The 12,765-nt window shown below is 46.0% G+C and carries 6 protein-coding genes; 1 reads left to right on the top strand and 5 read right to left on the bottom strand.

From position 1 onward, the window contains the following. A complete protein-coding gene (locus OB236_RS30285; protein ID WP_262687284.1) occupies window positions 1-1,563 on the top strand; it encodes a histidine kinase N-terminal 7TM domain-containing diguanylate cyclase in 1,563 nt (520 codons plus the stop codon). A gap of 109 nt (window positions 1,564-1,672) precedes the next feature. Here the strand turns inward: OB236_RS30285 and OB236_RS30280 are convergent, their stop codons facing one another. The 5 genes from OB236_RS30280 to OB236_RS30260 form a co-directional block, all read right to left on the bottom strand. Continuing rightward, the gene (locus OB236_RS30280; RefSeq protein ID WP_262687283.1) at window positions 1,673-7,075 is read right to left on the bottom strand and encodes a bacterial Ig-like domain-containing protein; all 5,403 of its coding nucleotides are present in this window, start codon (window positions 7,073-7,075) and stop codon (window positions 1,673-1,675) included. A gap of 228 nt (window positions 7,076-7,303) precedes the next feature. Continuing rightward, window positions 7,304-9,604 carry a helix-turn-helix domain-containing protein gene (locus OB236_RS30275; RefSeq protein WP_262687282.1) on the bottom strand — a complete coding sequence of 767 codons (2,301 nt, stop codon included), beginning with the start codon at window positions 9,602-9,604 and terminating at the stop codon, window positions 7,304-7,306. 388 nt (window positions 9,605-9,992) lie between these two features. After that, the gene (locus OB236_RS30270; protein ID WP_262687281.1) at window positions 9,993-10,883 is read right to left on the bottom strand and encodes a hypothetical protein; all 891 of its coding nucleotides are present in this window, start codon (window positions 10,881-10,883) and stop codon (window positions 9,993-9,995) included. Between the two features lie 49 nt (window positions 10,884-10,932). Next, the gene (locus OB236_RS30265; RefSeq protein ID WP_262687280.1) at window positions 10,933-11,811 is read right to left on the bottom strand and encodes a carbohydrate ABC transporter permease; all 879 of its coding nucleotides are present in this window, start codon (window positions 11,809-11,811) and stop codon (window positions 10,933-10,935) included. 35 nt (window positions 11,812-11,846) lie between these two features. Further along, window positions 11,847-12,755 carry an ABC transporter permease gene (locus OB236_RS30260; protein WP_262687338.1) on the bottom strand — a complete coding sequence of 303 codons (909 nt, stop codon included), beginning with the start codon at window positions 12,753-12,755 and terminating at the stop codon, window positions 11,847-11,849. Between the last annotated feature and the right edge of the window lie 10 nt (window positions 12,756-12,765).

Below are 12,765 nucleotides of genomic sequence, written 5' to 3'. Positions count from 1 at the left end.
ATGACAACAGCAGCAACAGGTTATATCACAGTTACGATTTTTTCGGCTATACTCAATCTGTTGCTCACTCTCTATATCATCAAAAAAATTAGTAAAACTCCGCTCTCACGAGCTTATTTGCTGTTATGTGGATTTTGCTCGCTCTATGCCTTTACATATGCTGGCGAGTTGGCTAGTGACTCTCTTCACCAAATGATTAACTGGATCAAGCTGGAATATTTGTTTGTTCCGTTCCTACTGCCTTTGTGTCTACTCATCACGATTGAATACACACATATGGGCAGACTGTTGAAAAGATCTTGGCTGTGGGCTTTATTTGTCATTCCATCCTTAACCGTGATCCTTCAGCTTAGCAATGATAGGCATGGATTGTATTTCAGTTCGATAGAGTTATATACACATGGCCCCTTTCCAGTCAGTGACGTCCAATTGGGACCTTGGTTTTTCTTTGATGCCGCCTATTCCTGTACCTGTTTTGTGGTATGTATCATAATCCTGTTTCTACAGTGGAAAAGAGCTTCGCTCATTTTCAGGAAGCAGATTGCCGCTATGGCGATTACCTTCACGATACCGTTATTAAGTGCATCGCTGTATTTTACGGATATCGTTCCCTACGGCATCGACGTAACACCAGCATCTATGAGCTTGACCTGTTTACTCATAGGGATTGCTATCTTCTCATTCCGGATGTTTTCACTCACACCGATAGCGATTCAAGCTGTGTTTGAGAGCATGCGCGACGGTATTCTGGTGCTGGACGAAGAAGGTCGCATTGTCCGCTATAATCAGGCCGCTTTCAAGGTCATTCCCTTATTGACACCTGCCATCATCGGCACCTCAGCGGATGGCTTGATTCCCGGATTATCCGTTAAACAAATAACAACAGAACCATCCCGGCTTATTACCGAATACGACACAGAAGTCCATATTGGCGGCCTGATCGTTCACTACCAGGTTCGTATTTCTCCAATTCTGGAAAATACCGCTGAACATCATGTGGGTGTTATTGTATCCCTGATCGATATCACCGAACGCATTCAACTGCTGCAAAGATTGCAAAAGCTGGCCGCCATTGATGGTTTAACGGGAATATATAACCGTTCTCAATTCATCCACGCTTGCGAACAACAGCTGCAGCAGGTAAATCGGCAGCAAGAGCCAGCTGTGCTCCTCTTGTTCGATATTGACCACTTCAAACAGGTGAACGACAGTTATGGCCATGAAGCAGGGGATATTGCCCTACAGCACGTAGCGAAAGTAAGTCAGAGGCAGCTCCGGACGAGTGATTTATTTGGCCGTTACGGCGGGGAAGAATTTATCCTGTGGCTGCCTCGGACCACAAAATCTGCGGCTCTAGAGCTTGCCGAAGCTCTGCGTTCAACCATTGAAGAATCGCCTGTACAGTATAATGGAGCCCATATCCCGCTGACAGCGAGCTTTGGTTTAGCTGAGCTTCTACCTGATAATCAGCTAAATCAGCTCATTCGCGAGGCAGATGATGCCTTATACGCTGCCAAACGTGAAGGACGCAACCGTGTCAAGGTTCGGACATCCACTTTGTGAAGATCATACGAAACAAAAGCCTGCTCAAGCCACCAAAATGTGGCACGAGCAGGCTTTTCAATATTCAACTTGATGGGCTCAAGAAATCCGCACATCGTTCATCCCTTGGCTATTCATTCATGAATTCGGCAAATAACAGGAAACGCTTCAGCATAACTGCCGCTTCAGCTCGGGTAGCTTTGCTGTCAGGCGCAAATGTCCGTACTGTTGTCCCATTCACAATACCGGCATTCAGCGCTCCTGCAGCTGCGTCCTTGGCCCAGGAAGATATGATGAGGCTATCATCGAATGCAGCAAGCTTTTTGGCATCCGTATCGTATTTCTTGCCTGACAGTTGGATCGCACGTGCAATCATCACAGCCATTTGCTCGCGGGTAATCGTCGCATTAGGCTGAAAGCTTCCATTCTCCAATCCATCAACAAGACCTGCTTTCGAAGCGGCTCCTACTGCACCTGCATACCAATCGGTTGCTTGGACATCGGAGAATTTGGCTGCAGCTTGTTCTGCTAACGCTGCCTGCTCTTCGTTCAGACCTGCCGCTCGTACCAGCAGTGCTGCGAATTCAGCGCGTGTGATGGATTTTTGCGGAACAAAGGTCGTATCGGTTGTACCCTTAATCAACAGCTTGGAAGCAAGCAGCTCGATATCTGCCTGTGCCCAATGACCATTTAGATCGGCAAAGGTTGTATTGGCCTGAACCACCGTATAGATGCTATTGCCAGGTCGTTTGATCGTTGCCATAAGGCCGCTTCCATTGCTTGTAAACAACGTAGGTACGAACGTCATCGTGCCCGTAACCGGGTTATACAGCACACCTGTTGCTTTTTTCGCATCCACAGAATTTGATATCTCGAACGACCTTGATACATACATGGTACCAAAATCACTTACCGTTGCCGTCTTGCCGTTAGCCTCAGCGGTAATTGTAAAGTCCACAGCACCAGCCAATGAAGTCATACTATTCTTGGTTGAATAAGCTGCAATAGCGTCTGCCACTGCTCCGCTCACTTTTTCCACGGAAATGTTCAGCTTTAGATCTTTAACATCCACACCCAGTGAAAGTGCCAATCCGTTAATATCCAGCACCTTTAAGGGAAGATCATAAGTAATGCCGCTCGCCTTGATCGACAAAAACGCATCAGGTGCCTTGGAGACAGCGGCAGCGATTGACGAGGCTGTGACTTGCACGATCTTGACAAGCTCCGAGCCTGTGACTTCAACCGTCACTTTGGGATTACTGGAGGTTAGGGCATCTATGGCTTTGCCCCATACAACCGAATCGATTGTGACCTGAGCAGCCGCTTTTCCATTAACGGTTACTTGCTGCGGAGTCACACGAATCTCACTACCATTCACAATGGTTTGTGCAGAAGCAGAGCTGCTGTCCGATCCCACTCCACCCCCAGAGCCACCCGTTGAAGAGGAGCTTGAATTACCGGGGATTGTATACACAGCTACTGAAGCAGAGCTTGCACTTTCCGTATCATTGACAGCAGACACCGTATAATAGTAATTTTTCCCTGGGAGCAAGCCCGAGTCCACATAAGTCAGCTCCGTAGTGGTACCCATCTGCACAAAGGTTACGTTATCCATACTGCGTTTAATCGTATAGGATGTTGCGTTCGCCGCACGATTCCAGGTAAGGGTTGCCTCCGTTTTTCCCGATACAGCGGTAAGGCCTGTTGGAGCCAGCAGCTTAAATTTCAAAAAGTCGCCTCGAATGATCGTGCCATCCGCATTTCTTTGGTAAGGCAGGGTTGGTTGCAAGCTAGCAAAGTTAGCATCTGAAAGAGCTGTGCCCGATTTATTAGCAGATACCGAGCCGTTAAACATATAGTTGATGTCCGAAGCCAGACTGGCTGGATAGCTGTCTTTGGCCGTTATCCCTTTTTGATAGGAAATGAATCCATTGATTCGGAAATCCGTGGTTATGCCGTTGTAGGTTGTAAAATTCATGTTGCCCTTGGCATTGTTATAAGCGATGTTGCCGCCCTCAGCCCGAACACCCGGATTACTATTACTGGCGAAGCCATATGCTCCATTGCCAAAAGCCAAACTGTTCCGAATGATATGGGGAACGTGAATCCCTTCACCGCCGAGCTTAAAGCCATTTTTGTCTCCGGCACCTACCGTACCATTCGTTAAAGTGCCATTATTGTAGGCGATACTGTCTTCGATAATGACAACACCGATAGCACCCGAGCCTGCTTTCGTATACAAGTCCCAACCGTCATCAATGTTATTGTGAGCGATATCCCCTCTAAACACATTCCCGACACCTGCTGTCAGCTTGGCTGCAAAACCATCGGCATTATTATTGGAAGGATCGATATTATCATACGATTCACTACCAAGAATCAAATTGTAGGAAGGCCAAGTGGTCTTATCACTGGAGCCGTCCGTGCTGCTGATTTGCAGTCCGGTATCACCGTTATCATAAAATTTGCAGTTGTCAACCAGGTTATAATTGCCGCCTACGGTAAAGCCTTTCGTATTGCCTGCTGTGTGGGTAAAGTCGATGCCTTGAACCTGCCAGTAATTGCCGCTCAGCACAACACCTTCAGATTTTTTGTCAAAATCAATAATCGGTCTTGCACCCGCAGCCGCAACCAGATATTTTTTGGCGTCTGCTGCTCCATCATTGCCCTTTTTGATATCGAGCTTGGTGGAACGTATATATCGACCGTCTTGCACGATGATTTTTTGTCCGGCTTTAACAAAATCAATTGCGGTATCCAGATCAAGCGGGCTGTTAAGGGTACCTGTACCTTTGCTCGTTCCATTCGGCGATACATAAATATCCCCGTTATCGGCATAAGTTTTCATCTCAACCGTGAAGTTTTTAACCATTTTATCATAAGAGGTCAGCAGCTGCGTATCATCAGGTATAAATGCGACACTGAATCCGGTAGAACTGTTGGCATTAAGCGTCGTATTGACTGTCAAAACCTTGTCAGCCGAGATGGCCTGATCCAATGCGATGACAGATTGCCCCTGCTTAACTGTGATCGTACCCTTCACATTCACTTTTATCCCCAGCGCATAAGCTGTCTTGGAGGTTCTCGATAACGATACCACATCCAACGATGGGGTTACGGCAGCCTTGGGAGCCTCCACCTTGGGTGCATCTGTTTGAGCCGCAGTAACCGTTAATTGCTTATTGCTGACTTCTATTGTTGCCAGACGAGCTGCGTAAAAGCCTACGTACATTTTATTAGGGTCCTGTGCTTTTAAAATGTCCGGTACGAAAAATATTTCCTCATTCCCAGCGTTTAATTTGCCTGTAAACCCGCTGTTTGTTTTGGCAAGTGTCAGCTTGTAGTCTGCCGCAGGATACGTATTGCTAACTGATGGTCTTTCTGCTTTGAGCATTGTGTTTTGAATGCCCAAGCTTCCAGCCCCATCCGGTGAGGTAACCCCGGTTCTTACGAATAATTGGGTTCCGTTCGCTTTGGTTGTGCCTCCGCTGTAACCGCCTATGGCTGCAATATTGGAAGCAAAAACGCTGGAATCACCAGGCGTTCCAATAACATCTCTCGCCATAATGCCGAACGATTCTTGACCATCATACGGTTCTTTGGCATACGCCACAACCTTCACATCAGCAGATAAGCTGAAATTGTCCTGGTTGGCATCCAGCTCCGTATAATAATACGTAATACCATCATGATCTCCGGTTACTTTACCGCCGCCTTCCAGCGCTACGAGCTGAATGGTTCCGTCTTCCTTGACCGTTACCTTGTTGTTTGCAGCGGATGAAGATTGTCCGAATTCGGTCGATTTCCATGGGTATTCAGTCACCGCTCTGACCGTAGTGGGAAGAATGATCGGTGCTAGCCCCGTATTCACCGGTACGATTCGGATGTCATAGCTTCCTGCCGCTGCAGAGTTAAAAGCAGATGCATCTACCGTATATTGGCTCGCAGCTAACGTTTCTTTGTAGGTATTATCAAAAACGGAGGATACGACCAAGCCTGTTTTATCAAAAGACTGACCTACCGTATACGTTGTTTTTGGATATTGGGTGACTTGAATGCCAACAAGCTCCTTTTGTTTGACGGTAACGTTGATGGGTACTGGTTGAGCCGTCTTATGGGTAATCCACACCTGCTTGGAACCTGCACTTGTGCTGTCCAATGCAGACAAAGTATATTCATTGCGCATCAGCTTGATTACCGAATTGTCACTATAGGTTGCATATACAGTCATCCCATCAGCAACGAAGGATTCACCTATGTAGTAGACTGTTTTCTGTGGATTTTGTCTGATTTCCAAACCGGTAATCAAGGCAGGTTTAACGACCACATCAAATGTCGTATATGTAGCTGTAGTCACACTGGAGCGGATCGTAACGGTTTTGCTTCCTGCCGAATCCAGCTTATACGTAGCTCCACTCACGGTTGCTCCAGCTATCGAGGTGGTGAATTGGGTGCTGGACAGCTCTTCTTTACTTGCTCCATTATTGTATTCTCCGATCACCGATAATCCCTGAGGATCATACAGGTCTCCAAGATAATAAACCATTTTGGCTGGCAAATATTGCAGCTCCAAAGCGGTAACAACGAGTGGTTTGACGTTCACGTTGACCGTTGCTGTTTTACCATTAAAATGGATCGTAACGGTTTGGGCTCCAGTCTTGCTGTTATTAAAGCCTGTTACCATATAGTCGTTGGTCGTCAGCGTTTCTTCATGCTGGTCCGCATACACAGCTGTTACCTGTAAATCGGCTAGATCCAGGTTATCGCCAACAAAATAATCATTTTTGAAGGATGTCGTATTCAGCTTCAAGGAGCTTGGTGTTCTGGTGTCTGTAGTTAACTTTACGTTACTATAGGTAACTGTCGTATTCCTCGCTGTAAATAAACCGGCATAAGCGATAGTTCCAGTGAAATCATCAATAACTTGCGTCTGATTGCCAATCTTCAATAAGTAAGCGTTCCCAGACCTTTTCAGGCTCAGATCATATACATTGCCTGCAGCGGGTGCGATTAATTTGTCAAACTGTATTTTCGTAGGAATTTTGACGGCCCCCTGCTTATAAAAGGCCTCCATTTTCTGTTCCCAGGCGCCAAGTGCTATATAATCTCCGGTGTAGGCGGCTTGGTGGGTATTCGTCAGTATATTGCTCCGCAGCATAATACCAAAGGCTACCTGACCGTTAGCCGTCCATTTGTCTACATTGACCTTGGCCGTTAGCTCAAAATTCGTATTAGCAGGAATTCCCTTATAATAATAGGCAATCCCTTCAATTGCTCCACTATCCGAGCCTTGAATTTTCCCTCTATCACCTGTGCTTTTCATTGTCACTATGCCATTGTCTTCCGTAATGCCGAAATTGTTAGCAACAATCTTGTCCTGTCCACCCACATCCCCCATAATCGTTCCCTGCCAATCACTCTTGACGCTAATCATCGGTGGGAGGTCGGTTGCTGCCGAAGCTGTAAAGGGTACCACGGATACCAATAATACGAATGCCATGATCAATGCCAACAGCTGTTTAGATTTCCTCATTAGTCACATTACTCCTTATACTTCATATTTAAGAATACCATATGGAAATACAAGCATATCGGAGTCCAACGGTTACAACAATAATCAGGGCATTGTATTTCATCGTATTTCAAAGCTATAAACATAAAGTTAAATTCAGCATATAAGGAGATATAGGTGCGGACATTAAACAACCCGCATTCCCCAGGCAAGCCAGGTAAGCGGGTTGTTTATTTACATTTGAATGTCTTAAAATTTTCTAGCCCGATACTGTCGTTCAATAAACTCTGCCCGATAAGTGCCAGGCGTCATGCCAGCAAGCTTACGGAACGAGCGAATAAAGTTCTGTGAATTGTTGTATCTCAGCTTTTCGGCAATTTCAGAAATTTTCATTTCTGTATCTTCCAGCATTTCCTTCGCCTTATTCAACCGATACTGCATCAAATAGTCGCTAAAGCTGATCCCAAGCTCTTGCCTGAGTACCTTGCTGATGTAGCTTGGATGGTAATTAAGCATATTGGAGCAGGCTTCCAGGCTGATGTCGGTATCATATCGGTCATGAATCATGTGTACCACTTCCTGGGAGATGGTTTGGTATTTGGTCCTGCGCTGATCCTCGTACACACTTACTACGGGCTCGATAATTTGAGATTTGAACCAATTCCGTGCATCTTCAACCGATGAGAGCGCATGCAGCTGCTCCATGAGGGGTGGGTCGCCTCCAAGCAGCTCCAAATGCGATACTCCACTTTCCTGTAAAAGCCTGATCAGATTGACAAAAAAACGCGTGACGGCAATTTGATAATCATTATAGTTATGATACTGCCCGGATATTTCCTCAAAAAAGGAATCCAGCAGACATTGGATTTTTTCCCTCTCTGCCATCTTGATCGCATCAAAAATTTGTCTTTCCAGTTCTTTAGGATATTCGGTAGTTACATTCTGGGCGGGTTGGACGTCATCAATATGAAGAATCGTCTGCTGTCCAAACAAAACCCGGTATTTCAATGCATCCATGGCTTCCTTATAAGCCCGATTAGCGTCATGAAGTCCAGCATACGATCGGCTGATTCCAATACTAATCCGCAGTGACAAATAATTTCCAACCTCGTCCTGAACCTTTTTGGCCATGGCATACATATAGGTTCTGAATTCCTCTGTAGATTTGGGATCGTCAAAAATAAGCGTAACCTGAGAGGACTGGACAACTATAGGCATCAGACGATTATGGGCCGGTATCAATTCGCCCACCATATTACTTATCGCAAAAAGCAGCAGTTCGCTGTCACTTTCACTGTACCGAGTGCCCTTCAGCGTATCAATTTTGATGGTCAGGACACCCATACGCTTCCATTTTTTGGAGTTGGCATCCAGCTGCCCCAGCTTTTCGTTCATTTCCGAAGGCTTGATGTCCCCTCTTACGAGCTTCAGCACATAATATTCTTCGAGCTGCCTCATATGGTTCTTGATTTGATCGGCCATCTGCACCTGAACGTTGCGCATCCTTATGAAGCCTTCATTGATCATATGAAATTCGTCAATCCGTTTGCGTTCCTTGTCCTGGTTAGTAAACAGGGATTGGTATAGGCGCTGCACGGGGGCATACATACGCTGTGAACCAGCAAGAGAAATAACAACCGCCAACAGCAGCATGATGACACAGGTGGCAAGTATGATCCAACCCGTTTTCCTGGATTCAAGGCGGATCAATTCAATGGGGATGACTGAAATATATATCCATCCATTGAAGGAGGACCGTTGAAAAGCGACTCCAACCTGCTTCTTGCCATAATTGGTTTCGTATAACCCCGAAGCTTCATTAGATTGGTGCAGCTTGGCTATCAACGTATCCAGCATTTGCGGGTCCAGCAGCTTGTTGTCATTCTGGGAGGCCAGAATACGATAGGATTCATCCAATATCATAACCTCTCCCAGCGTATTATGAGCAGACAAGTAGCTGCGAAGCTGCTTGCCGGGGATTTCAGCAATAAACAATCCATCAGGGTCTTCTGAAAATGCGGGAATCTTTTTGATCAGTTTAATCGTTGTGTTGTTCTCAGTATTGCCTGGTCTGAGCAAGCTCCCGTTCTCAGCAATCCAGAATTTGTCCCTATTGATATGAAGATAACGTGATAATGTGGATTCTAGAGCAGCCACCGGGTTCAGTCCCCCGCTATTTAATATCCACCCCTGCTTTAAATTAATCAGGTGAATGTCCTGCACACCCACGTCGAAGGTTTGAACACGAGACATGGAGCTAAGCAGATTTTGAACCAATATAAACTGTGACGGAACAATGCCGGTATCCAATGCTTCCGTGACGTAGCTGCTGTCAGAAAGCCGTTCAATTTGTAAATCGAGTACAGTGAGTATTTGTTCTACACGCAGACGCGTTTGCTCCAAAATCAGCACGTTACCTGCATTCACCTTATCCTGAATCGTCTCGGATGTTTTCATGTAAAAAAACAAGCCGAGCATAATGATGGGAAGCGTACTGACGCCAATTGTAAAAACAATCATTTTGGTCAAGTATGTGTTGAATCTGAACATGAGCTACCACCACCTATTTATACAGCTTCAAATCTGCCATCAGACCCAACCAGCACAATATCAGGCTGTGTGCTTCCTCATTATACTATAAGAGCGTGTTCAGATGATTGCAGCAAAGAAGATATTGAAATACAAAGCTAACTTTTAATGCAAGCATATCATCACGGACAGTAACCAGAAACAATCAGCAGAAAGCTAATTTGGATGCGCTTACAAAAAGTCTGATTTTGAGCTTATTCTTACCGAAATAATCATTAGAGAGACAGTTGATTATCATTAGATAACATTTGAGATGGCTCAATGGTTATTCCGTATACCCGGATCGATAGGCAATAAGACCGGACCGGCAATAGCGCCGTCCCGGTCTGCAAGTTAGGTGTTTCCGTTTTTATACAGCCAAAAGGGTATTCAGTCTGTTCTGATCCATACTCCCGGTGAAAAAATCGCTGGCGTATAACAGATTGCCAAAGCCTTGCTTCAAAGCTCTGCCATAATCACTTGTAGGTACAGCTTCGTAAGCTGCTTCAATCTCTGCCTGGGAAGGCTGTGCCCCCTTGCGCAGCGATTGGGCTAATTGAATAATCGCATCTTCATCCTCATAGAAATCGGTGTCGGACACATACTGCTTAACTTTGGCCGGATCAGGATTCAGCACGATCTCTGCAAACAGATCCATATGAACGGCTCGTTCCCTAAGCTTGGCATCCAGTTTGTCGAACCAGCCCTCAATATCATCAACGTCCGGAACAAAGGTATGCATTTCGATGAAAAAACGTTGCTGCAGTGCGTGAAACCATTCTGCCAGATCTTTACTGCTGATGGAAGTTGAGGCTGGCAGGGTTTCCATATTTTTCTCATATAACGCGGTTCTGTAAGGAACCGGGGTATTGTTATTGTTTACGTACAATCTGTGAAAAATAAAGGCATCCTGATAAAGACTTGCTTCAGCCGAGCCTGTCTTCAGCTGAAGCTCAGCAGCCCGGTGACACAGCCAGCCGAGAACGAAGGCAAGGATGGATTCAGCTTGCGACTTGGGCACTGCTGGCGCAGACCTGAAGCCGATTTCAACCGGAACCTTCTTATGAGACTCCCAGTTGTCGCGGTACTTGTTCAACAAGGAAACGGCAAACTGATCTCCAGAGCTCGTTATGCTGCCAAATTGCGCAAAATTGAGATGGTCACGGCCCACTTCCTTAAAAACCTCGCAAATCTTGTCTGAAGCAAACATAATATGAAAGCAATCCTCTACCAACGCAGTGTTCATTACGTTCTCTGACATATTCCAGCCTCCATGATTGGGTTTTATTGGTTTACCGATTAACCGGCTGTCATCCCTTTACCGAGCCGATTAATGCTCCTTTGGCGAAATGCTTTTGCAGGAAGGGATATACGCACAAGATCGGCAAGGTGGAGATGACGATGACAGACATTTTAATGATTTGTCCAGGCGGCACCACATAGTTGGAATCGAAGGTCGCAGAATCCCCCAAGCCACCTGATGAAAGAATGACGATTTGACGCAGCCACACCTGAATCGGCCACTTATAGCTGTCATTGATGTACAACACCGCATGGAAAAAGGCATTCCAATGATTGACCGCATAAAAGAGTGAAAAGGTGGCAATCGCCGGGAGTGACAGTGGAAGCACGATTTGCCATAATATCCGCAGGTCGTTGCAGCCATCAATTTTCGCTGATTCCTCAAGCCCCTCTGGTAGCTGCTGGAAGAAATTTTTCAGGACGATCAGATTAAAAGCACTGATTGCTCCAGGCAGCAGCAGGGACCAATACGTGTTGAGCATGCCTACCGATTTGACGACCAGAAAGGTCGGGATCATCCCCCCGCTGAACAGCATCGAGAAGACCACGCCCAGCATAATGATTTTGCGTCCATCCAGATCCTTGCGTGCTAACGGATAAGCCATCAGACATGTAAACAGCAGGTTGATGGCCGTTCCAGCGACCGTTATAAAAATCGTGACCCCAAGGCTTGTTAGCAGCACGTCTGTAGAGAAAATATATTTGTACCCTTCCAGTGAAAACTCATGGGGAAACAGCACCAGCTTCCGGGTAATAAACTCCTGGGGAGATGTGAAGGAGCCCGCCACCACATAAATAAACGGGAGTACCGTCGCTAAACCGAATAACCCCAAAAAGCTGTAGTTAAAAAGGTCGAACAGTCTGCTGCCCAGCGATTCCTTGATCATATGATTGCTCCTTGTCTGCAGGTTGAGGGTTTTAATTAGTAGATGCCTTCCTCCCCTATTTTTTTGGCAAATGTATTCGCCAATACGACCAGAACGATACCAATCGTCGATTTAAACAAGTTGACGGCTGTGGAGTAGCTGAAGTCACCCTGCTGGATGCCTCGTTCGTACACATACGTATCGAAGACTTCCCCGATCTCCCGGTTCATCGGATTCAGCATCAGAAAAATCTGCTCAAAGCCGAGATCCATAAAATGGCCGAGCCGCAATATCAGCAGTACCACAATAGTACTTTTGATGGCGGGCAACGTCACATGAATCATTTGCTTCCAGCGCCCAGCTCCATCCATCCGGGCCGCTTCATACAGCTGAGGGTCTACGCCTGCCAGGGCGGCCAGGAATAGGATCGTGCCCCATCCCGTTTCTTTCCAAATCATTTCACCAACGATCATGATCCGAAACCAATCTTTATTGAGCAGGAAATTAATTTTTTCACCGCCGTATTGGGCAACCAGCTCATTGACAATACCGCCTTCGGTCGTAAACAAAATATAAGCAAGACCTACGACGACGACCCATGAGATAAAATGCGGAATATAAATCAAGCTTTGGATTGTACGTTTGTACACTTCCTTACGCACCTCGTTGAGCAATAACGCAATAATAATGGGTAGTGGAAAGAAAAACACCATATTATAGATAGCAAGGATTAATGTATTCCTGAACAGCAGCCCAAACTCAGGCTCACTAAAGAAGGTTTGGAAATGCTGAAAGCCTATCCATGGGCTATCCCAAAATCCGGTAAAGGGCGAGTAATCCTGAAAGGCAATCAGTACGCCCCACATCGGTGCATATTTAAAAACGAGAAAATACAGAATGCCCGGTGCCAGCATGTAATACATCCACCGATTTCTCAACAATCGTTTTTTCAGTACAGCTCCCATTGAAGCAGCC

Source organism: Paenibacillus baimaensis (assembly GCF_025567575.1).
This window is presented reverse-complemented; position numbering and strand designations above follow the sequence as displayed.